This window comes from Streptomyces sp. RLA123 (assembly GCF_056270165.1).
The window spans coordinates 796,046-817,040 of record NZ_JBWDOR010000003.1; the positions used below are offsets into that span (position 1 = coordinate 796,046).

General features: G+C 73.2%; 17 protein-coding genes, 1 tRNA gene and 1 pseudogene. 6 read left to right on the forward strand and 13 right to left on the reverse strand.

Going from position 1 to position 20,995, the window contains the following annotated elements; translation table 11 throughout:
• The first annotated feature begins 39 nt into the window (after positions 1 to 39).
• The gene (locus RV983_RS03590) at positions 40 to 393 is read left to right on the forward strand and encodes a hypothetical protein (protein WP_475984296.1); all 354 of its coding nucleotides are present in this window, start codon (positions 40 to 42) and stop codon (positions 391 to 393) included.
• 39 nt (positions 394 to 432) lie between these two features.
• On the opposite strand, the pseudogene RV983_RS03595 reads toward RV983_RS03590, so the two are convergent.
• A pseudogene (locus RV983_RS03595) lies at positions 433 to 1,279 on the reverse strand (GNAT family N-acetyltransferase).
• 896 nt (positions 1,280 to 2,175) lie between these two features.
• Here RV983_RS03595 and RV983_RS03600 point away from each other — a divergent pair.
• Entirely contained in the window at positions 2,176 to 3,249 is a 1,074-nt protein-coding gene (locus tag RV983_RS03600) for an NAD(P)-dependent alcohol dehydrogenase (protein ID WP_475984297.1), read from the forward strand.
• 721 nt (positions 3,250 to 3,970) lie between these two features.
• Here the strand turns inward: RV983_RS03600 and RV983_RS03605 are convergent.
• The 4 genes from RV983_RS03605 to RV983_RS03620 all read right to left on the reverse strand — a co-directional run bounded on the left by RV983_RS03605 (position 3,971) and on the right by RV983_RS03620 (position 5,728).
• Positions 3,971 to 4,045 (reverse strand) — tRNA-Trp (locus tag RV983_RS03605).
• A gap of 75 nt (positions 4,046 to 4,120) precedes the next feature.
• Positions 4,121 to 4,657, reverse strand: a complete 537-nt coding sequence (locus RV983_RS03610) for a hypothetical protein (RefSeq protein WP_475984298.1) — start codon at positions 4,655 to 4,657, stop codon at positions 4,121 to 4,123.
• On the reverse strand, positions 4,650 to 4,949 hold the full coding sequence (locus tag RV983_RS03615; protein WP_475984299.1) for an ATP-dependent Clp protease adaptor ClpS: 300 nt from the start codon (positions 4,947 to 4,949) through the stop codon (positions 4,650 to 4,652). Before RV983_RS03615 ends, RV983_RS03610 begins: the two co-directional genes overlap by 8 nt.
• Before the next feature lie 128 nt (positions 4,950 to 5,077).
• On the reverse strand, positions 5,078 to 5,728 hold the full coding sequence (locus RV983_RS03620; protein ID WP_475984300.1) for an LAETG motif-containing sortase-dependent surface protein: 651 nt from the start codon (positions 5,726 to 5,728) through the stop codon (positions 5,078 to 5,080).
• 463 nt (positions 5,729 to 6,191) lie between these two features.
• Here RV983_RS03620 and RV983_RS03625 point away from each other — a divergent pair, with 463 nt between their 5' ends.
• Together RV983_RS03625 and RV983_RS03630 are read left to right on the forward strand one after the other, a co-directional pair.
• Complete coding sequence (locus RV983_RS03625; RefSeq protein WP_475984301.1) at positions 6,192 to 6,419, forward strand: DUF6480 family protein; 228 nt, start codon at positions 6,192 to 6,194, stop codon at positions 6,417 to 6,419.
• A 204-nt stretch (positions 6,420 to 6,623) separates the two neighbouring features.
• Positions 6,624 to 7,112 (forward strand): GNAT family N-acetyltransferase, encoded by a 489-nt coding sequence (locus RV983_RS03630; protein WP_475984302.1) that lies wholly within the window; start codon positions 6,624 to 6,626, stop codon positions 7,110 to 7,112.
• A gap of 7 nt (positions 7,113 to 7,119) precedes the next feature.
• Here RV983_RS03630 and hemC read toward each other — a convergent pair whose 3' ends face one another.
• Together hemC and RV983_RS03640 are read right to left on the reverse strand one after the other, a co-directional pair.
• Positions 7,120 to 8,055 (reverse strand): hydroxymethylbilane synthase, encoded by a 936-nt coding sequence (gene hemC, locus RV983_RS03635; protein WP_475984303.1) that lies wholly within the window; start codon positions 8,053 to 8,055, stop codon positions 7,120 to 7,122.
• 115 nt (positions 8,056 to 8,170) lie between these two features.
• Positions 8,171 to 8,863, reverse strand: a complete 693-nt coding sequence (locus RV983_RS03640) for a TetR/AcrR family transcriptional regulator (protein ID WP_475984304.1) — start codon at positions 8,861 to 8,863, stop codon at positions 8,171 to 8,173.
• A 164-nt stretch (positions 8,864 to 9,027) separates the two neighbouring features.
• Here RV983_RS03640 and RV983_RS03645 point away from each other — a divergent pair, with 164 nt between their 5' ends.
• Positions 9,028 to 10,497 carry an aldehyde dehydrogenase gene (locus tag RV983_RS03645; protein ID WP_475984305.1) on the forward strand — a complete coding sequence of 490 codons (1,470 nt, stop codon included), beginning with the start codon at positions 9,028 to 9,030 and terminating at the stop codon, positions 10,495 to 10,497.
• Here the strand turns inward: RV983_RS03645 and RV983_RS03650 are convergent.
• Positions 10,484 to 11,773 (reverse strand): amidohydrolase, encoded by a 1,290-nt coding sequence (locus RV983_RS03650; protein WP_475984306.1) that lies wholly within the window; start codon positions 11,771 to 11,773, stop codon positions 10,484 to 10,486. The genes RV983_RS03645 and RV983_RS03650 overlap by 14 nt on opposite strands.
• A 188-nt stretch (positions 11,774 to 11,961) precedes the next feature.
• Here RV983_RS03650 and RV983_RS03655 point away from each other — a divergent pair, with 188 nt between their 5' ends.
• On the forward strand, positions 11,962 to 12,141 hold the full coding sequence (locus RV983_RS03655; RefSeq protein ID WP_319659509.1) for a thiazolylpeptide-type bacteriocin: 180 nt from the start codon (positions 11,962 to 11,964) through the stop codon (positions 12,139 to 12,141).
• A gap of 72 nt (positions 12,142 to 12,213) precedes the next feature.
• On the opposite strand, the gene RV983_RS03660 is transcribed toward RV983_RS03655, so the two are convergent.
• The 5 genes from RV983_RS03660 to RV983_RS03680 all read right to left on the reverse strand — a co-directional run bounded on the left by RV983_RS03660 (position 12,214) and on the right by RV983_RS03680 (position 20,951).
• Positions 12,214 to 14,145 (reverse strand): TOMM precursor leader peptide-binding protein, encoded by a 1,932-nt coding sequence (locus tag RV983_RS03660; protein WP_475984307.1) that lies wholly within the window; start codon positions 14,143 to 14,145, stop codon positions 12,214 to 12,216.
• Entirely contained in the window at positions 14,142 to 14,903 is a 762-nt protein-coding gene (locus RV983_RS03665; RefSeq protein ID WP_475984308.1) for an ABC transporter permease, read from the reverse strand. Before RV983_RS03665 ends, RV983_RS03660 begins: the two co-directional genes overlap by 4 nt.
• A 2-nt stretch (positions 14,904 to 14,905) precedes the next feature.
• Complete coding sequence (locus RV983_RS03670; RefSeq protein ID WP_475990210.1) at positions 14,906 to 15,820, reverse strand: ABC transporter ATP-binding protein; 915 nt, start codon at positions 15,818 to 15,820, stop codon at positions 14,906 to 14,908.
• Between the two features lie 1,352 nt (positions 15,821 to 17,172).
• On the reverse strand, positions 17,173 to 18,249 hold the full coding sequence (locus RV983_RS03675) for a lantibiotic dehydratase C-terminal domain-containing protein (RefSeq protein WP_475984309.1): 1,077 nt from the start codon (positions 18,247 to 18,249) through the stop codon (positions 17,173 to 17,175).
• Entirely contained in the window at positions 18,246 to 20,951 is a 2,706-nt protein-coding gene (locus RV983_RS03680; RefSeq protein WP_475990211.1) for a lantibiotic dehydratase, read from the reverse strand. The genes RV983_RS03675 and RV983_RS03680 overlap by 4 nt, the downstream gene beginning before the upstream one ends.
• Positions 20,952 to 20,995 lie beyond the last annotated feature (44 nt).

Below are 20,995 nucleotides of genomic sequence, written 5' to 3' on the forward strand. Positions count from 1 at the left end.
CGAAGCGGATGCACGGCTCGCGCACTCATCCCTCACGCGGTGCCGCCGTCGACGGAGCGCGGCCGCTCCGTCGAGGCGATCAGCAGCGTCGTCGGTGGCGCGGGTCAGCGCGACGTCGGCAGCCTCGAACCGGCGGATCTGGGTCATCGGCCAACCGGGCAGTTGCATGAGCCGACCGCGCACCCGGCGGCCTTCCGAGGCGATGTCCACGAGCGCGTGGGCATCACTGAGCGGGACCGGCAGCACATTGCTCAGTTCGGTGACCTTGTCCTCGCGGGCGCCATCCTCCTGGTGTTCGACGAGGAGAACGGTGGTGGGCACCTGCAGCGCAGCGGCCAGGCGTCGCGCGGTCTCCATGCGCGTGCCCGCCCGTTCGTCTTCGCTAGCTCATAGCGGAGGCCGTCGTGTTGACGCCGGGCCAGGCTCCCAGGCTCAGGCGAAGTCGAACGAGGCGAAGTCGGCGACCGGGCGGTACCCGATGCGCTGGTAGATCGCGTTGCTCGTGGGGTTCGCCAGGTCCGTGAACAGTACGACCTCCGCCGCGCCTTCGGCCTGTGCGGCGCGGCTCACCTCCGCCGTCACCGCACCCGCGTAGCCGTGACCGCGCAGCTCGGCCGGGGTGTAGACGGGACCCACGCGGACCTGGCCCGCGACCATCGGTGTCACGCCCGCCATGGACACAGGCGTGCCGTCCGGGGTCTCCCAGAACGTGAACCGCCTGTAGCCGGCCGACAGGCCGGTACCGACAGAGGGCGCCTCTCCGATGGCCGCCGCGAAGTCGTCGTTCCACTCGGCCAGGCGCTCCTTGTCCTGGCCGCCCGCGATGCGGCTGCGGCCGTCCGGTGCGGGCTCGGGCGGGGTGAGCGTGCCGAGGCGGTAGAGGCGTCGCTGCTGGCCGAGTACCGGCACGGTGCCGGTGTGACGCCCCCAGGCCTCAGCGAATGCGACGGCCGTGTCATGGACCGCGGTGACACCGGGCAGTTGGTGACCCAAGCCGGCCAGGCGGGCGGCGAGCGCTTCGGCCTGGTCGGCGGTCAGCGCGGTGAGGTTCAGCCGGCGGGGCGGCGTGCGGAAGAAGGCGGCGGACACGTCGCCCGCTTCTTCCAGTCGTCCGAAGACGGGAGCCTCGGCGCCGTACGCGCCCGCTCCACCGCGCGCGCAGGACCTCCGTCACCGTCAACAGCAGGGTGTGCAGGGCGGGGCGGGAGTACAGGAAGTCCCCGGCACCGGCGAGGAAGCCGTCGACGTCTTCGGTGAGGTGCCAGTCATCCACCCGCATACCCAGGACTCCTCATGGTCGGCGCACGACGGTGACCCCGTCGCGACGGGGGAGAAACGACGGAGCCACCACAGCCAGTGTGCGGTGACACCCTGCAACCACGGGCCCATTTCGACCAAATGCCTGCTCAGCGGCCCTCAGCGGGTTGACCCGCGAACAAACCGCCCCGATGCGGGCGCGTCAGCGCGAACCTCTTCGAGAAGAGGCCGGGGGGCTGCTCCCAGCGCGGGCGACACGCGGGCTTGGCCGGCGCAGTCGCGGCACGCGACGCGGCCGAGGCCGCGGATGTGGATGCGGATGTGGATGCGCTACCCGTCTTCGATGGCATGGTGGTGGGTCTCGTCCCGCCGCCGGGCGGGGCCGGGTCGAGCTCGACGGCCGCGCCCACCAGGTACGGGTCCCCGACGGTGCCGGTGCCCGTCATGATGACGTCGACCGAGGAGGTGTCGACGGCCTGGATGACGGTGGTCTCACCGCCGCTGGTGGACGAGATGACATACGGGGACGCCGGCCGATCCGTTGCCGTCTACCGTGACGTCAGGGTCCGCGGTGACCGAGCAGGTGCTCCGGCGGCTGCAACCGCAGCTGGACAAGGGGTCCTCCAAGGGACGTGCCTCGCCCGGCCCAGAACCAGCGGCACGAACAAGTCTCACGTGCACCGGCCGGGGCGGCTCCGGACATGGGACGGACATTTTGAACAATGATTCATTAAGCACGCGATAATTGATAAAATCCGCGCCTTAACGCAACAGAAGGCGAACTGTCGTGCACTGCGCGTCGCATGCGTGCTCATGATGCGCTGCATCAGCAAGCGCATCATTCTGGAAATATCCGAAGCGGAGCGGTGGCCACGTACCGGCCCGCCCGCTGCTTGGCCGCGAAAGCGAGGCACTCCCATGCAGATGCGAGCAGCCCGGATGCACGGCTACAAAGAGCCCCTGCGAATCGAAGACGTCCCCGTGCCCGATCCGGCGCCGGACGAGATCCTGCTGAAGGTCGCGGCGACAGGCATGTGCCGCAGCGACTACCAGCTCCTCGACGGCTACTTCGAGGCCCCGTTCCCCGTCGAACTCCCCTACATCCCCGGTCATGAGGTCACCGGCCGCGTCGCGGGACTGGGCAGCGGCGTACCGAAGACGGCGGGCTACTCCGAGGGGGACATGGTCGTGGTCAACCCCAGCTGGGGAGACGGCACCTGCCGGCAGTGCCGCGAGGGCAACGAGCAGTTGTGCAGCGGCAACGGCCGCTGGGTGGGCTTCGGCCCGCCCGGGGGCTTCGCCGAGTACATGGCCGTGGAGTACCGCCACGCAATCCCGGTCTCGGAGGAGGCCGCGAAAAACCCCGAGCTCCTGGCCCCGATGACCGACGCGGGCATGACCCCCTACCGCGGGATGAGGAAGCTCCGCGACGCGGGCAAGCTTGGACCCGGCCGCACCGTCGCGGTCACGGGCATCGGCGGGCTGGGGAGCTACGCGGTCCAGTACGCGAAACTGCTTGGCAGCGGCGCGACCGTGGTGGCGCTGGCCCGCCAGGACGGCAAGCTGGACGTGGCGAAGGAGAACGGCGCGGACTACGGGATCAACGTCAAGGACAAGCCCGTGCAGGCCATCCAGGACGAGCTGGAGCAGCTGACCGGTCGGCGGACGATCGACGCCATCCTGGACTGCGTCGGCAGCACGGAGTCCATCTCCATGGGCTTCGACCTGCTGGGCCCGGAGGGCGCACTGGCAGCCGTCGGCCTGATGAGCCAGCATGTCGAGCACCGGCAGTTCCCCTTCGTCGGCACGGAGCTGTCCTATCTCGGCTCGTTCTGGGGCAACCATCTGGACCTCGTCGAGGTTCTCTCGCTCACCGAGGCCGGCCTCGTCAAGCACAACGTCACCAAGGTCAGGCTCGAGGACATCAACGACAACCTGGAGGCCCTGGGGCGCGGCGACGTCCTCGGTCGCCTGGTCATTGCCTTCGAATGACCTCGAGAGAGCCTTGGTACTGCAACCGCATGTGGCGTGACAGGTTGTCGTCTTGGTCGCTGGACTGACTGTGTGATGAATCGCTGACGGTCGCGCAGATCGAGGACTGGTCCGAGGGGATAGCCGATTTTGGGCCTTGACCCAGCCGGGCGGACCGCTTCGCTCGCACGCCGGCGGATGCCCGTCCGGTCGCACGGCTAATCAAATGCTCAACCGTGACGGTGCCTGAACGGCGCCGGGGCGAGCCGGCCCCCGCCGTCGACGGAGCGCGCGATCACGTCCGAAGCGGAAACGGCCCCGGCCAAGAGCCGGGGCCTTCGCCAGATGCCCCCTTTTGACCGGACCCAGCGCCCAGGGCGGCCCACAGATCGCCAGACGCAACCCAGCGGGCGACTTCGAGAGCTCCCCCCCTCACCTGCAAGCCGCTCCCCCGGCTCCGCGTGTTCACCTCAACCCGTTCCGATACGCCCAGCAGGCCGGCTCTGAGTACGCCTGATCCCACGCCTCGATGGCGACCGCGTCACGGTCCGGAAGGGGTCCAGAACTGTATGTCCAAGAGGCCCCGGAAGCGTGCCCTTATTTTCCTGCCGCAGGAGGCGTCGTGACACTTCGGGCGAGCAGCGGGCGAGCAGACGATCTTCATGGGGCCGGATCCCGCACCCCATCATTGGCGACTCCCGAATCACCGCAGGTCAGCGGGCATCGGCATCGCCGCTTCCGGCAGGGGCGGCAGGATGTGAACCTGCGGCGTGCGGGTTTGGAGTCCGCTGCTCTGGCCGGGCTGAGCTACACCCCTCGGTGCGCTCACTCTGACACGGGAGCGCACCGACGGGCCGAGGATTTACCACCGGGTCCCGATGGCCGCGACCAACTACCCGCGTCCGGCGTCGCGTTCGTCGAGGGCGTCGAGGAACTGCGCCATCAGCGATCCGACGAGCAGGCCCTCGGGGCCGAAGCCGGCGGGCGCCACGACGTCGGGCTCGCGCAGATAGCTGCCCCGGACGTCGAGCGGCTGGCCGCCGCCGACCGCGATGCCGTCGAGTTCGGCCGCCCGGACGGCGACGTAGAGGCGGTTGAGCCATTCCAGCCACAGGTCCGCCGCCTCGTCGTCGAGGCGGGCGCGCACCAGGGGGCCCGGTGCCGCGAGAGCGTCCACGACGGACCGGTCGGAGTCCGCCACGCGGTCGGCCAGCCGGCCGCGGAGGGACTCCGCGGCGGCGTCGGCCTCCCAGCGCCGCAGGGGGTCATCGGCCGCGTCCTGGGTCAGTTCGACGAGGTGGTCCGGCGCGTCGACCGGCCCCGGCGCGGCGGCGACACGGTCGGCCAGGCGGATAAGCCTCTGCGGCAGCGGCTGCCGCAGGGCGACGAGGATCGTGTCGCCGTCGCATGTGAAGACGCTGTCACCCATGGCGCACCGTCACCCACAGGCTCGCGGCCATCAGGCGTGCGGCGACGACCTCGCAGGCGTCGCGGTCGCCGTTGAAGACGGCCGTCCGGCCCTTGGAGTGGGCGAGCAGCATGAGCCGGTGCGCCTCGTCCTCGCTGACCGACAGGACACGGACGAGGACACGGACCACGTATCCCATGAGGTTGACCGGGTCGTTCCACAGCAGCACCGCCCACGAGGAGGGCGTGACGGTGTCGGTGTGTTCGTCGAGTGCCGTTCCTGAGGCGGGGGCTGCCTGGGTCGGGGTGGTCACGGTGTCCTTCGGGTCCTTCCGGGACGGGGCGAGACGGGACGGGGTGGCCGGAACAGCAGCCGGGTGCCGGCCCTCCGCGAGGAGGAGCCGGCACCCGGGCCGATGAACGAGGTGTGTCGCAGGGCTCGTCAGTGACGGGCGGCGCGACGCTTGCGGTTCGCGAAGAGCAGACCGCCACCGGCGAGCAGCGCGACAGCGGCGCCACCGGCGAGGAGCGGGGTGGAGCTGGAGGCACCCGTCTCGGCGAGATCGGCGGCGGGCGAGGACTCGCCACCGGCCGGGGAGGGTGCCGCGTCGGAGGCACTGCTGCTCGCGTCAACGGTCGGGGACTCGCTGGGCGCGGGCGACTCGGTGGTCGGGGTGGCCGACGGGGTCTCGCTCTGCACCGGGGACTCCGGCGTCTGCGGGGGCGCGCCCTCGCAGGCGGGAGCGGACTTCGTGTCGCTGAACGAGAACTGCTGGCCGTCGCCGGCCTTGACGACGATGCTGACCTCGACCGCGCTGGTGTGCGGGGGCAGGGTCAGGTGCTCCTTGTGCAACTCCGAGCCGAAGGTCTCGGTCGGGAGCAGGTCCTTGCCGTCCACGGTGATGGTCACCGTGTTCTCCACACGGCCGTTGTAGGCCGTGAGGTTGACGAACGTCACCTCGGAGCAGTTCACGTCCCACTTGGGAGTGTGCGCCGAGGCGGGCGCGGCGCAGAGGCCGAGCCCGATGATGCTGGTAGCTGCGGCCGCTATGAGCACGCCGGGGCGCGGCCGGATTCGGGGGGATAGGGTCACTGGATCTCCAGGCTGTCGTTATCCGATGCCATTGGCGCGCAGAGTACTCTGCCGCACCACACGCTTCTCAGGCGCCCCATAGGTTGACTCCTGTCCACAGCCGAGATGCCCGGCTCATGGGTTTCCTGATCATCGGAGCAGCCTGCGCGGAATACGCCCGTTGCGTGACCACTCGTCCGCGCCGCATCCGCGTCCGGACCCGGCGCGGGCCGACAACCCCGTTCCCGCGTGCGGCTGACCCCTCGGCAGACGGCGGTGCCGCCCCGGCCGCGGGTCTGCACGGCGTACGTGCGGGGTGATCAGCCGGTGGAACCTGCAGGTCATCGCCGTCGCGACGGGCGCGGCGCCGTTGCGCGGCCTACCATCGAAGGACAGGGCAGAGCGCGGCAGGGGCCGTCGTCCCCGGGCGGGCCCGAGGTGCCGCGGTCATCCGCACATCGGGAGTACACCGGGAGTGATACCCATGCCGACCACGAACAGCGGCCCCAAGCTCGCCCCGCAACTCCGGCCGCACCGTGAAGGGGTGCCGCCCACGCCCACTCCCCCGTGCGAGAGCAGCACCACGGCCGGTATCTCCTACACCGAGCCGCCGGAGGTGCGGACGGCGTGGGAGGTCGTCTCCCTCTTCCTGATCTTCGCCGTGGCGGTTCTCATCGCCGTCGGGCTGATCGCCCGAGTGGTGGCGATGTAGCCGGCGACGTCCACCGACCCCTCACCGGGTGCCCGCCACCGCGGTGAGCAGCCCTCGGCCCGGCACACGCAACCGCTCGCCTGCCGTGGAGCGGTTCGGGGCCGCCGACGGGGAGTTCGCCGCGGTGGCCCGGGCCGACGTGAGGGGAGCAGCGCGCCGACGCGGCTCGTCACCCGTGCGCGACGTGTCGATATGCTGCCGCCCATGGTCAGGCTGGAGCGGCTCACGGCAGGTCACGCGGGCGCGCTGCTCGCGTTCGAGCGGGCGAACCGGGAGTGGTTCGCGCGGTCCGTGCCCGACCGGGGGGACGCGTATTTCGCCGGATTCGCCGCGCAGCACCGGGCGTTGCTGGCGGAGCAGGACGCGGGGACGTGCCACTTCCACGTCGTGCTCGACGAGCGGGGCGAACTGGTGGGCCGGGTCAATCTGGTGGACGTGGCGGACGGCGCCGCCGAACTCGGTTACCGGGTCGGGGAGAGCGCGGCGGGCCGCGGGGTGGCGACGGCGGCGGTCGCGGCGGTGTGCCGGCCGGCGGCCACCACGTACGGGTTGCGGACCCTGATCGCGGTGGCCGCGCTGGACAACCCCGCCTCGCGGGCGGTGCTGACGCGCAGCGGTTTCATCGCGGTGGCGGACGTGACCGTGAACGGCCGTCCCGCCACCCGCTACCGGCTGCCCCTCGCCGCTGTTTGACGGTACGTCAGTGCGCGATGCTGTCGATCAGTTCGCGCGCTCCCTGCCGCAGCAGCGCCACCGCGACCGAGGTGCCGAGCGTGGCGGGGTCCAGAGGGCCGGCCCATTCGTGTGCGTCCAGGACCGTCTTGCCGTCGGGTGAGAAGACCCGGGCGCGCAGGGAGAGGCGGCCGTCGCGTTCGGCGCGGGCATAGCCGGCGATGGGGCTGTTGCAGTGGCCTTGGAGGACGTGGAGGAACATCCGTTCCGCGGTGGTCTCGCGGTGGGTGGCGGGGTCGCCGAGGTCGCTGACGGCGTCGATGGTGGCGGAGTCGTCCTCGCGGCACTGAAGGGCCAGGACGCCGGCGCCGATGGGCGGGATCATCGTCTCGACCGGCAGGACCTCACTGATGACGTCGGTCCGGCCGATGCGTTCGAGCCCGGCGACGGCGAGCAGGAGGGCGTCGGCCGCGCCCTGCTCGAGCTTCTCCAGGCGGCGGTTGGCGTTGCCGCGCAGCGGTACGCAGGTCAACTGCGGGTGCGAGGCCGCGAGCTGCGCGACGCGCCGGACGGAGGAGGTGCCGATGCGGGTCCCGTCGGGGAGCGCGTCCAGGGCGAGGCCGCCGGGGTGCACGAGGGCGTCGCGGATGTCGTCGCGCTTGAGGAACGCGGCGAAGACGGTGCCGGCCGGCAGCGGGCGGTCGGCGGGGATGTCCTTGACACAGTGCACGGCGAGGTCGGCCCGGCCCTCCAGGAGGGCGGCGTCCACCTCCTTGGTGAACGCGCCCTTGCCGCCGAGCCGGGCGAGGTCGCCCATCCAGCGGTCGCCCGAGGTGGTGACGGGCACGACCTCGAAGGCGATGCCCGGATGGAGCGCGGTCAGTTCGGTGCGGACCCGCTCGACCTGGGCGAGGGCCATGGGCGAGGACCGGGAGACGATGCGGATGAGGTCGGGGACGGCCATGTGCCCACGGTACGGCGACGGACGCCGGCACGGGCAACCGGGGCGAAGCCGCCACCCACGGTGACGAATCCGGCTAAGGTGCGCGGGCTCCCAACGGCCCGGCCCGGACTGCCCGTCAGGGCGTGGCGCGCTCGCACAGGAGCCCTGCGAGGGCCGCGTGCAGCATGGTGCCGAGCGATTCGGCGAAGTTGACGCGGGCCTCGGCGAGGCAGGGGTCCCCGGTGGCCTCGACGACCGCGGGCGAGGGGTTGGCGAACGGCCACAGCCCCGCGGTCAGCACGACCGAGATCCGGGTCAGCTCCACGGCCGCGGGCTCCCCCAGGCCCGGCAGGCGGTCGCCCGCCATGCGGGCCAGCCGGGCCCGGTGCTCCGCCTCCCGCAGCTTGAACGCACGGACGGACCCGACCGAGACGTTGCGCTCCAGGACCGCGGCCAGGATGCTCCACAGCTCGCACAGCAGCGGCCGGCGGGCCAGCGAGCGGGCCCAGGCCCCGGCGAGCGCGCGGGACGCGACGGGCGGGCCTTCCGGTCCCGGCACGGGCGGCAGCTCGTCCTCCAGGGCGTCGAGCCACTCCTCGATCGAGCGGTCGAGGAGTTCGAGGAAGACCGCCTCGCGGGTCTCGAAGTAGCGCACGACATTGGACTTGGAGAGCCCGACGCGGCGGCTGAGCTCGCGCAGGCTGACCTCGGCAGCGGGCATCTCGCGGAGCAGCGTCGCGGCGGCGTCGAGGATCTCCTCGCGGCGCTGCTCGCGCTGTTCGGGGCGGCGGGCGCGCTGGAAGGCGGCGGTGTCCTGCTCCTGGCTCACGGTTCCGGTCCCCCATGCCTCGAGTGTGTCCGCCGTTACATCATAACGGACCACCGGATCCTTATTAACGGTCCAGTGGTCTGTTAACTTGGAGAGCATAAGAGCCCAGCGTCCCCTTATTTCGGGGACGGCTGGCACGGCCTGTCCCTCAGGAGAGAATTCCCATGACCGCCACCCCCTCCGTCGCCCCTGGTGTCACCTCCTTCGACCGGCTGTTCATCGGGGGCCGCTGGGTCGCCCCCGCCGGCGCGAGCACCATCGAGGTCCGCTCGCCGCACGACCGGCACCTGGTCGGCGTCGTCCCGGAGGCCGTTCCCGCCGACGTCGACCGGGCCGTGACCGCCGCCCGTGAGGCCTTCGACCACGGACCCTGGCCGCTGACGACACCCGCCGAGCGCCGCGCGGTGATCAGCCGCTTCAACGCGCTGCACACCGCCCGCGGCGAGGAGCTGGCCGCACTCGTCACCGCCGAGAACGGCTCGCCCCTGTGGTTCACCCACTGGCTGCACAACGGCGGGATCGCGGAGCAGACGGCCGCGTACCTGCGCGCCTCCGAGGGGTTCGGCTGGGAGGAGGAGCTGCCCTCCGCGGGCGCCGGCCGCACCCTTGTGCGGCGCGAGGCGGTCGGCGTCGTCGCCGCGGTCATCCCGTGGAACGCACCGCACCAGTCGGCGCTTGCGAAGGTCGTCCCGGCCCTGCTCGCGGGCTGCACGGTGATCCTCAAGGCCGCGCCCGAGACCGCGGTGGACGCCCTGGTGCTCGGCGAGCTGTTCACGGAGGCCGGGCTGCCCGAGGGCGTCCTGAGCATCCTGCCCGCGGGGCGCGAGACCAGCGCGTACCTGGTCGCGCACCCCGGTGTCGACAAGATCGCGTTCACCGGCTCCACCGCCGCCGGCCGCACGATCGCCTCCGTCGCGGGCGAGCAGCTCAAGCGCGTCAGCCTGGAGCTGGGCGGCAAGTCCGCGGCCGTCGTCCTGGAGGACGCCGATCCGGTCGCGGTGGCCGAGGGCCTGAAGTCCGCGGCGCTGGGCAACAACGGCGAGGCCTGCGTCGCCCACACCCGCATCCTCGCGCCGCGCTCGCGGTACGAGGAGGTCGTCGCGGCGGTGGCGTCGATGATGCAGGGCATCACCGTCGGCGACCCCTCCGACCCGGCCACCTACCTCGGCCCGATGGTCCGTGCCGACCAGCAGGCCCGCGTACGGTCCTACATCGACGTCGGGATCGCGGAGGGCGCCCGCCTGGTGACCGGCGGCCCGGACGTGCCGGAGGGCCTGGAGGGCGGCTACTACGTGCGGCCCACGCTCTTCGCGGACGTCGACAACTCCATGCGCATCGCCCAGGAGGAGATCTTCGGCCCCGTGCTGGTCGTCATCCCCTTCGAGGACGAGGACGACGCGGTGCGCATCGCCAACGACTCCCCGTACGGCCTGAGCGGCGGTGTGTGGACGGCGGACACCGAGCGCGGGCTCGCGGTGGCGCGGCGCATCCGCACCGGGACGTTCTCCGTCAACGGGGGCTTCGGCGGCTTCGACGGCCCCTTCGGCGGCTACAAGACCAGCGGCATCGGCCGCGAGTTCGGTGCCGCGGGCCTCGGCCAGTACGTCGAGCAGAAGACCATCAGCGCGGCGTGATCCCGGGCCCGAGGAACACCAGGGCGGCCGCCGTCAGGGCGGTGATGCCCGCAGGGACGGCCAGCCGCGGGTCGGTACGGAAGTCCGGGGCGTGGTTCGGGGGCAGTGCCGCCATCTTCTCGGCGGCGCTGCCCCCGGGGGTCCCGGCCCACTGGCGGGGGCCGGTGCAGCCGAACATCCAGTAGGCGGTCCGGATGCCGGGGGCGCCGTGCAGATGCGCCCCGGCGGGGCCGAACAGCGGGAAGTCCTCGGTGGCCGTCGACGCGGGCCAGAGCGCGACGCGCCCTTCGCCGAGGGCCTGTTCGTGGGCGCGGCGCACCGACTCCGCGGCCCCGGCGTCCGGGACGGTGGGCGGTGACTGCGCGAGCACCCGGACCGACGGTTCGCGCGGGCACCGCGAGGCCGCGCACTCGGCGGCGGCGATGCGCCGCACGGCGGCCTCCACGCGGTCGAGGGCGGCGTCGGTGAAGGCCCGCACCGAGACCTCCAGCGTGGCGCGGCCGGGGACGATGTTGCCCCGGACACCGGCGTGCAGGGAGCCGACGGTGAGCACGACCTGCTCGGCCGGGGCGGTCTCCCGCGACACCACGGTCTGCAGCCGCAGCACGATCGCCGCGGCGGCGACGACCGGGTCCACCGCCAGATGCGGGGCGGCCGCGTGCCCGCCCGAGCCGTGGACGACCACCTCCAGCAGGCGGCTGCCCGCCAGCACCGGCCCGTGCGCAGGGGCGTGGGCGACCATTCCGGCCGGCAGGGGCGCGGCATGCTGGGCGAGCACGGTGCCGGGAGTGGCGAACCGCTCGTACAGGCCGTCCTCCAGCAGGGCGCGGGCGCCGCTCAGGGTCTCCTCGGCGGGCTGGGCGACGACCATGAGCGTGCCCGACCAGTGATCGGCCGCTCCCGCCAGCAGGTGCGCCGTGCCCGTCAGACAGGCGAGGTGCAGGTCGTGACCGCAGGCGTGCATGACGCCGGCCCGCTCGCTGGCCCACGACAGGCCGGTGGTCTCCTGCACGGGCAGCGCGTCGAGTTCGGCGCGGAGCATGACCACGGGCCCGGGGCCGTTGCGCAGCAGGCCGGCCACACCGTGTCCGCCCAGGCCGCGGGCGGTCTCGTAGCCGGCGGCGGTCAGCCGGGCGGCGACGCGGGCCGCCGTGCGCTCCTCGGCGCCGGAGAGCTCGGGATGGCGGTGGAGGTCGAGATGGTCCTCGACGGCCGGGCGCAGGACGCCGGGCAGGCCGTCGAGGACCGCGGCGGGGGTGGGGGCGGTGGGATGCACGCCGGGCTCCTTGCGTACGGGGGAAGGGCGGGGGCGAAGAGGACCTGACAGCGAGGTGACAGCGGGACGTGGGCCGATCTGCCAGTGGGGTTGGTTAGAAATGACTCCGGTACAGCGCACGGGTGTTCGCTCGATCCGCCCGGGCCTGGGCCGCCGCTCCCGCCACGTTCACGTTGAGGAGGACCACCATGTCGCCGCAGCCGAAGTCCCTCGCGTCGCTTGCCGACGAGATCCTGGAGCTCGAGTCCGAGACCTTCGAGATCACCGACTACTCCGACGCCAGCGAGGTCATGCTGGGCTCGTCCACCAGCTGCAGCAGCACCAGCACTTGCAGCAGCACCACCAGCACCACCAGCTGCACGGCCTGACCCGGCCCTCGGCCCCCTGCCCGGCGGTTCGCGCCGCCGGACAGGGGGCTTCGCCGTGCCCGCCCCCGGCGATCAGGGGAACGGGTGCGGCACCCGGCGCAGTTCGGCGTCGGAGAGGTCGGTCTCCCGCAGCCCGGCGCGCCGGAAGGCCGAACGCAACCGGGGCATGTCCATCGCGCGTTGCCGGGACCAGCCGAAGTCGATCGGCAGCAGGCCGGGGACCAGCGTGCACACCGTCCGAAGGCCCATGCGCTCCTGTTCCGGTGTGGTCTGGTCGACGGCGATGACGTCGAAGCCCGCCCCGGCGAGCAGGTCCCGGCACAGCGCGAGGTCGTCGCGGAGGTCGCCGGTGCGCGGGCGCAGCCGTTCCCAGCCCGCGTGCAGTTCCCGCAACGGCCGTACGGCGGCCGGTTCGAGGTAGCTCGCCGCGTGCCCGGCCATCCCGGGCAGCCCGAACAGCGCAGCGTGGTCGGGCAGCCGCCGCACCAGGCCGAAGTCAGCGGCCATGGCGGCCAGTTCGTCCGGGCGTTCGCGGACCTGGCCGGGCAGGTGCGGGATGTAGGTGAGGATCTCGGCGACGGCGGACTCGACAGCCGTCTCGGGGTCGAAGGCGGCGCCCGCGGCGAACGCGAGGGTGCCGGGACCGCCGTCGCGGCGGACCGCGAGTCCGGTGGCGACCGGCACCGGCAGGTCGACGCGGTTGTCGAAGACGTGGACGTCGTAGCCCTGGAGAGCGGCCCGGTCGACCATGGCGCGGGTGGTGCCGCGGTCGAGCGAGCCGAGGTCGATCTCGGTCAGGGGCGCGTTGCCGTACCAGCCGAGCAGGAAGGCGTCGCGCTCGATGAGTTCGAGCAGGCCGAAGAGGACCGCCTCCTCCAGGCAGCTGCCGATGGCGCAGCCGTTGGAGCACTCGAAGACGAAGTTGTCGGCGGCCAGGCCCGCGCTGTAGTGCACCAGGCGGGCGGGGACGAGGACGGGGCGTTCGTCGCGCAGCGACCAGCCCTCCACCCAGGGGATCGGCCGGCCGGGGGCGAAGGGGCTGAGCAGGGGGTCGTCGCGGTAGGTCTGCGGCCCGTACACGCCGCAGTCGCGCGGGTCGAGGGCGCGGTCCCCGAGGCTGTCCCAGGCCGCGGTCAGCAGCGGCGCGCGGCGCCGGCGGTGGGTGCCCGCGTAGCGTTCCAGACCCTCCAGGAAGGCCAGGTCGCGGCTGGCCCGGAAGGAGTTGGCCTGGCCGCTCCAGGTGACGTCGGTCAGGCCCGCGTAGCCGCGCATGAAGACGCTGCCCGCGACCGGCGCGGTGGTCGGGGACTTCACGTCGGTCCAGGTGGCGGCGCCGAGCACGCCGCAGACCGGATTGGCGAGGGCCTGGGTGGGCAGCTCGTACGAGCGCGGGGAGCGGAGCCGGTAGGCGTCCGGCGCGGGCTTGGGGCGTGGGACGGTCCCCGTCCCCATCGGCGGGACCGCCGCCTCGTCGGACGGGGCGCAGTGCGGGCACAGCGGCTCGCGCAGCAGCGGCACGCCGGCGACCTGGAGCGTGGCCAGGTCGAGCCGGACGACGCGGGGCAGCGGTCCGTCGGCGCGGCGGGCGAGCGCGGCGGCGTACACGGACGCCACGGCGTCGACGACGTACTCCGGCAGCACCGGCCACCGCCCGGCCGCGCTCGCGGAGGTGCCGGTCTCCCAGGCCTCGCGCTCGGAGCGCGTGCGCAGGCGCTGCCAGCGCATCGCCAGGCACTGGCCGCAGGCGTCCTCGTCGGGGTCGGTGCCCCCGAACGGGCCGATGAGGACGGCGTCGTGGGCGAGCTGGACACGGGCGCCGGGGCGGCGGTCCGCGTGGGGGTCGCGGCCGGTGTTGAGGGTGTCGACGGCGCCGAGCGGCACCACGTCAGGGGCCGCGGGCAGGCGCGCGGCGAGGGCGTCCCGCAGGGCGCGGGCCGCGCTGTCGGTGGCTGTCGCGTGCACTTCGGGCGGCACGGCCGCGGGCGCGGCGGATTCGGCGGTCATCCCCGGTTGCTCCAGTGGAAGGTCCGGGCCGCGACGAGCGCGAACAGGGCCGCGAAGCCGACGAGTCCGGCGCAGGCGACGGCGAGGTCGGAGGCGCTTCCGTGGTGCGTCTGCGAGAGCACCCCCAGGATGCCGTCGTTGAAGTAGCGCAGCGGCAGGGCGAGCGCGACGTCCCGCAGCCAGCCGGGCATCAGGTCGCTGGGATAGAACGACCCGGACAGGAACGCCATCGGCACCATGATGCAGTTGGCGATCGCGGCGACGGCCTCCGGCGTGTTGGCCAGGCTGCCGACGACGAGCCCCAGCGCCATGAACGTGGTGATGCCGAGGACCAGTACCGGGATCACCAGCGGCCAGCCGGAGGCGAGCTTCAGCCCGAACAGCGGCAGCAGGGCGACGCCGATGAACAGGGCGGCCTGCACCAGCCCTACGCCGATGGCGATGGCGTAGCGGGAGGCCAGCACGGACGGCAGCGAGGTGGGCGTGCGCCAGATCAGCCGGAGGATGTCGTCGCGGCGCCAGTGCATCATCGTGAACGCCACGCCGAACATGGCGGCGTTGCCGACGCCCCAGGACAGCACGCCGGGCGCGATGTAGTTGATGTACGGGGGGCCGCCGTCCTCGACGGTCTGGCCCTTGAAGATCAGCCCGAACACGACGAGGAAGAGCAGCGGGAAGGCGAAGGTGAAGAAGACGGTGGTCTGGTCCCTGACGTAGGCGCGGTAGTTGGCCCTGGTCAGTGCTGTGTACGCGCTCACGGTCAGTGCTCCGATCCGGTCAGGGCGAGGTAGGCGTCCTCCAGGGTCGCGGTACGGGTCTGCACCGCGTCCGGGCCCGCGATCTCGTTCACGGCGACGATGACCGCTCCGGCCACGCGGGTCTCCATGACGACCTCGCCGCCCTCGACCTGGGCGCTGTCCACGCCCTCGATGGCGCGGGCGCGTTCGAGAGTGATGCGGTCGGCGGGGACCAGGACCCGTGTGGGGGCCTTGAGGGAGCGGACCAGGTTGGCGGGCGTGTCGAGCGCGATGACCTTGCCCGCCGACATGATCGCGACGCGGTCGCAGAGGGCCTCGGCCTCGTCCAGGTGGTGGGTGGTGTGGACGATGGTGCGTCCCTGGCGCCTCAGATCGCGCAGCACCTTCCACAGTGAGCGCCGTGCCTCGGGGTCGAGGGCGGCGGTGGGCTCGTCCAGCAGGATGAGTTCGGGGTCGTGGACGAGTGCGGTGGCGATGGCCAGCCGCTGGCGCTGGCCCCCGGAGAGGTTGTCGACGCGGGTGCGGGGCTGCGCCGACAGGCCCACCAGGTCCAGGGCGCGGACGGCGGCCTCGGGGCCGAGGCCGTAGAGGACGGCGACGGTCTCCAGGTGCTCCAGGGCGGTCAGCCGGGTGAAGAACGCCGAGGCCTGGGTCTGGACGCCGAGGCGGCGCAGGAGCGCGGTGTTGCGCGGCCACGGGGAGGAGCCGAGGACGGAGACGCTGCCGCTGTCGGCCCGGCGCAGTCCCTCGACCATCTCGATGAGGGTGGTCTTGCCCGCGCCGTTGGGCCCGAGGATGCCGAAGAACTCGCCGCGGCGCACGGTGAACGACACCCCGTCCACGGCCTGGACCGGGCCGTAGCGTTTGCGCACGTCGTCGATCACCACGGCCTCGGGGGCCGTGTCCACTGCCGTCATCTGCCGTTCCCTTGCTGTGTGGGGGTCGTCGCCGGACCGGTCGCGCGAGGCGCGCGGCGGGCCGGAGGGGGTGGTGCCGGGAGACGGCACGGCGTCCGGTGCCGTCCGCTCCCCGTCCTGGGGGGTGTGCTCGGTGCGCCTGGCACGGGCGGCCAGGCCGAGCCGCCGGAGCACGGCGGCGGCCACGAGGACAAGCACGGGGGCCGCGCCGGCGAGGGCACCGTACCGGTCGGCCAGCCACCAGCCGGCGGCGGCCAGGACGGCAGCGGCCGTCCCCGTGGTGAGGGCGCCGGCCAGCAGTCCGTACAGCGCGTAGGCCACCCGGGCCCGGCGCGGGTACGCGCGCGTGCCCGGACCGCGGCCGAACCGCCCGGCCACGGCCTGGCCGAGGAAGGTGCGGCTGCCGGCGGCCAGTTGGCCGATGCCGACGGCGTAGCCGAGCAGCTTGTAGCCGTCCAGCGGGGGCAGCGGGACGAGGTTGGCCAGTGCCACCGCGACGCCGAGCAGCAGCGTCCCGCCGAGGGCGTAGTGGACCGGGCCGTCGTCCGGCGCCCAGGCCCACAGCGGCCAGAACGGCAGCAGGAAGACGAGGTTCGCCGCGGGTCCGGCCGCCGCGGTGGCGATCTGGTGGCGGCGCCGGGCGAAGAACGCCACGTCCTGCACGAGGCAGTAGAGGTAGGTGACGGGCAGCCGCCAGCGCAGCCCGATCTCCGCGACGGTGCCGCCGTAGGCCCGGCCGACCAGTCCGTGCGCGAGCTCGTGCAGGGCCAGGCTCACCCACAGCACGACGCCGACGGCCATCAGCAGCACAGGGCGCTGGGCCAGTTGGGACACGTCGTGGACCAGGGTGCCCAGGCGCGCGGCCAGGTGGGCGAGCATGCCGAGGACCAGTACCAGCAGCGCGCCCAGGAAGACCGGGGTGCGGGCGAAGGCGGTACGCCGGTGCAGGGTCTCGATGAGCGCCCCGGCGTCGGAGGACATCCGCACATGGCCGTTGAGCAGGGTGGATCTGCCGTCCTGCACGCGCGGCGCGGGGGCCGGTGCGGCAGGCCCGGGGAGCGGGCCGCCGTCGAGCAGCCGGCGCGTCCCGAAGAGGCCGAGGAGTTGCTGCCAGCGGGCGTCGTCGAGGCGGGCGCCGAACTCGCGGGCGTAGGCGTCGCCGATGGCGCCGAGGGTCTGTTCGCCGTCGAGCCGGGACAGGACGAAGAACTCCTTGGGCCGCAGCTCGAACCGGCGGCCGCAGACCGGGTCCTTGAGGGGGTGGACGGGTGTCGTGCCGCGCAGCACGGACGGCCCGATCAGCAGGTCGGGCCGGCGGCGCGGCCGCAGCCCGAGCAGGCCGGGCGGTGCGGTCACCGCTCCCCCTCGGGCGCGCCGGTGCCCTCGCGCAGGGCGCGGGCCAGGACGTAGGCGAGGAACGCCTCGTCCCGGATGGTCACCGAGAGCCGGTTGTTGGTCATGTGCATGTACGGGGACATGAGCATCGCCAGGGCCCGGCCGGGCTCGGTGACCTCGAACTCCTCGTCGCCGCTCCAGGACCGGAAGACCAGCTCCTCGGCGACGGCCAGTTCCCGTACCCGGCCCGCCAGTTCGCGACAGTGTTGCGCCCAGCCGCGCAGGAAGCCGGGGAGTTCGTCGTCGGCCCCGGCGGCGACGGCGGCCCGGATCCCGGTGAACCGGCGGCCGAGTTCGGCGCCCATGTCGCCGAAGGCGCGGTCGTAGCCCTTGCGGGCGGTGAATTCGGTCCGGGAGAAGGCGCCGTCCCAGAAGGCGTGGTAGCGCTCCAGGAAGTGCGCCAGCTGCTCGTCGTCGTCCAGGAAGGAGGCCGACATGACCATCATCAGCTGCGCGGCGGTGCCCAGCAGGACGGTGCGCACGTGCAGGTTCATCGTGCGCAGGGCCTCGACGACCAGGTCACTGGAGCGCTGGAAGTGCCATTCGGCGAGCGCGACGCCGGCCGGGCCGCCGTACTTGCCGTACTCCGGCTCGTAGGGCTCGATGCTGACGGAGTTGTTGTCCCGCAGCAGCATGCGCCCGTCCGGGCCGACCAGCCGGTCGCGCTGCTCCTGCGGGTACTCCAGCTCGAACAGCTGGTTGTACAGGTCCGCGAGGAAGCCCGCCTTGACCTCGTACAGGGCCGGGCGGGTGGCGAGGAAGCCCCGCACGGCCCGCAGCGCGCGCTCGCCGACCTCGTCGGCGACGTCCGCCGAGGAGGGCTTCAGGCGCAGGCGGACGTGCGGCCCCTGGAGCCAGTAGTTGATGAAGAAGTGGCCTGACAGCAGCCCCTCGGAGTGGAGTTCGGCGACCAGCGGCCGGACGCAGTCCAGGAGCAGCGGCCGCGGGCTGGCCGCGTAGAAGACGTGCAGCGCCTTCCACTCGCCGGGAGCGGCGCCGGTGGGGGCGGTGCCTGCCTGCGCGGGTGAGGTCATGACCGCTCACCGTGTCCTTCCTCGTCGGGTGCGGGGTGTGCCGGTGCGGCGGGGAGGATCTCGACCGCGAGTTCGGCGACGTGCCGGCCGCGGCCGGTACGGACGTGGAGGTCGTCCTCGGCCGGCAGCATCTCCTCCAGGACGACCCGCCCGGCGCGCTCCTTGAGCAGTCCCTCCAGGGCGACCAGGCACAAGGGGCTGTCGAAGTCGACGTAGTGCGGTTTGGAGCCGCCGCCCGCCCAGCCGCCCGCGGCGCCTCGCGGGGCGTGCACGGTGGCGAAGGCCCGGACTGGGACGCCGTGTTCGCGCCGCCAGCGCTGCCAGGCCAGGAACCAGCCGGCGTCGTCCTGTCCGGCGGGCCGCACGGGCAGGGCGGCGGCGTCGGCGGTCCAGCTGCGCCGGCTCAGCACCACGGACCCGTGCCGTACGCGGGGCCGGGCGGTGACCCCGCCGGTGGCGGGAGCCTCGGGCACACCGGTCCACACGTCCAGAGCGGTCTTGGAGGTCGGGGAGAGCAGGAGCAGGGTGCGGGGGATCTCGGGGAGCACCATGGGCACCAGGTAGCCCAGGTAGAGCGGGATGACCTCCTTGCCCAGTCGCCGGGAGCGCACGACCAGGCGGTCCTGGGCGGCGTCGTGCTCCACGTACAGGTCGTCCAGGTGGAGGCGCTGCTCGGGCGGGGCGGAGCCGGTCTCACCGGGACACAGAATCTGATAGTCCGTCATGCGTCCGTGGAGGTTGAGGTTCGTGGTCGCCGAGCCCGCGGTGATCTCCGCGAAGACCGCGCCCTCCGGCTGCGCCGCGCGCAGGTCGGCGAGGAGCGCCGCCGACAGTCCCGGGTCGTCGCCCGCGGTGTCGAAGCAGTGGGTGAAGCGGGTGAAGGGGAAGCACAGGCCACCGTAGGAGCCGTTGAGGACGACGAGGGGGTCCTCCTCGCGGGCGGCCAGCTGGAGGAAGTGGCTCTGCGCGGCGAATCCCTCCGCGAGCGGTACCAGTTCACCGGCGACCTCCGCCACGAACCCCTCGTCCAGCCGCAGTTCCTCCGTATCCCGCGGCCGGTCCCGCCACAGTTCGCGCATACGTCGCACGAACGCGGCACGGGCCCGGTCGAGGGCGGTGATCTGCGGCAGCCCGAGCCAGTTCTCCTCCGGGGCGTGTCCCTCGGCGGGGTCGTGGGGGCCGCGCTGCGAGGTGAACAGCAGATACTGCTCGAAGAGGTCCTCGTGGAAGTCGTGGACGAGCCGCAGCAGGTCGTCGCAGCGGCCGCCGCTGCCGTAGCGGGCCAGGAAGAAGCCCTTGAACGTGAGCCGCTGCGCCAGGGACACGTCGAAGGCGGGGAGGATCCGCGCCAGCGACCGCAGGGGGCCGGCGGCCAGCTCCGTCCAGGTGTGCGCATCCGCGGCGACGGGTTCCGCGGCGGCCCGCGCGTCCTCGTAGAGCAGGGTCCGCGGCAGGGTCGTGCCGGAGGCGCCGAGGGACTCGACCAGCGCGGGCAGGTCGCGCCCCAGACCGGTCAGCAGCTCGCGGCGGCGGGCGAGCGGCGCCGTGGCGTAGGCGTCCACGGCGGCGGCCACGTCGTCCAGGCGCGCGGCGACCTCCAGCGCCCAGGGCCGGCCGACCTCGCGCAGCGCGGCCTGGAACGCCCGGACCGGGTCCGGGCTGTGCACATCGGGGTACAGGCCGTCGAGCTGCACCATGCCCAGTTGCAGCAGCGCCGACAGGTAGCGTTCCGCATCCTCCTGACTGGCGTCGCGCTCGGTGGTCAGCCAGGACGTGAGATCCCGGTGGCGCAGCCGGGGCCGCTCGCGCAGCAGGGTCAGCAGCCCTTCGAGCGCGCCGCTGCGGCGCAGGAAGAACAGCCGGTCGCGGGCGGCGTCGAAGCTGACCGGGGCGCTGTCGTCGCCCGCGGTCACCGAACGGCGGACGAAGCGCACCCGTTCGTCGTCCAGTTCCCAGCCCGAGGCCGGGCCGACGAGCAGGTCGCCGCGCCGTTCGGGGTCCGCGGCGACGGCCTCGGCGATGCGGCGCAGCACGACGACGTTGAGGCGGGCGTGCCCGGACCAGCTCTCGGCGACCTCGACGGCGCCCGCCGGGGCGGTGTCCGGCCGGAACGCGCCGAGCGCGACCCCGGTGAAGGTGCTGAAGGGGCTGGTCTTGCAGGCCGTGCGGTACAGGTACGCGAGCAGCGACCGCTCGATCTTGCGGCCGCGCTTGCCGGACGCGGACGCGTCGCCCCGGATGTACGCGTCGAGCTGCCCGTCGAGCGTGGGGGAGGCCAGCAGCAGGCCCAGGCGCAGCTGGTCCGTCCCGGCGAGGCCGCGCAGCGCGGCACGGCCGCGGCCGAACTCGTCGGCCAGCAACCCGGGTCCCCGGCCGTGCAGTTCGGCCAGCTTGTGGCGCTCGTGCAGCCAGGTGGCGAGATCGGGGCCGGCCGGGCCTTCGAGGCGGGCGGCGAGTTCGAGCGCGGCAGGCACGTCCTGCGGGAGCCGGTTGTTGAACACGGCGCGGCGCAGGCGCAGCACGTCCCTGCGCATGCCCTCGTCATCGTTGCCGTCGACGACCGCGGCGAGCGGGTCGCTGAGGCGTGCGCCGAGCTCACGCAGGCGGGCCTCCTCGGCGATGACCTCGTCGGCCCAGCCGCGGGCGGCGGGGCTGCGCAGCGCCTCGGCCGCCTCCACGGGCAGGCCGGCCAGACGCATCATGAAGCGCGGGGAGAGCGCCGTGGCGGGGCCGGCGGCGGGTGCGA

What these genes read in the sequence shown, in the direction of transcription:
- RV983_RS03660 (WP_475984307.1), bottom strand. Translation starts at nt 14,145, where the DNA reads ATGACCGCCGAATCCGCCGCGCCCGCGGCCGTGCCGCCCGAAGTGCAC.
- RV983_RS03600 (WP_475984297.1), top strand. Translation starts at nt 2,176, where the DNA reads ATGCAGATGCGAGCAGCCCGGATGCACGGCTACAAAGAGCCCCTGCGA.
- hemC (WP_475984303.1), bottom strand. Translation starts at nt 8,055, where the DNA reads ATGGCCGTCCCCGACCTCATCCGCATCGTCTCCCGGTCCTCGCCCATG.
- RV983_RS03645 (WP_475984305.1), top strand. Translation starts at nt 9,028, where the DNA reads ATGACCGCCACCCCCTCCGTCGCCCCTGGTGTCACCTCCTTCGACCGG.
- RV983_RS03675 (WP_475984309.1), bottom strand. Translation starts at nt 18,249, where the DNA reads ATGACCTCACCCGCGCAGGCAGGCACCGCCCCCACCGGCGCCGCTCCC.
- RV983_RS03630 (WP_475984302.1), top strand. Translation starts at nt 6,624, where the DNA reads ATGGTCAGGCTGGAGCGGCTCACGGCAGGTCACGCGGGCGCGCTGCTC.
- RV983_RS03625 (WP_475984301.1), top strand. Translation starts at nt 6,192, where the DNA reads ATGCCGACCACGAACAGCGGCCCCAAGCTCGCCCCGCAACTCCGGCCG.
- RV983_RS03680 (WP_475990211.1), bottom strand. Translation starts at nt 20,951, where the DNA reads ATGATGCGTCTGGCCGGCCTGCCCGTGGAGGCGGCCGAGGCGCTGCGC.
- RV983_RS03610 (WP_475984298.1), bottom strand. Translation starts at nt 4,657, where the DNA reads ATGGGTGACAGCGTCTTCACATGCGACGGCGACACGATCCTCGTCGCC.
- RV983_RS03670 (WP_475990210.1), bottom strand. Translation starts at nt 15,820, where the DNA reads ATGACGGCAGTGGACACGGCCCCCGAGGCCGTGGTGATCGACGACGTG.
- RV983_RS03655 (WP_319659509.1), top strand. Translation starts at nt 11,962, where the DNA reads ATGTCGCCGCAGCCGAAGTCCCTCGCGTCGCTTGCCGACGAGATCCTG.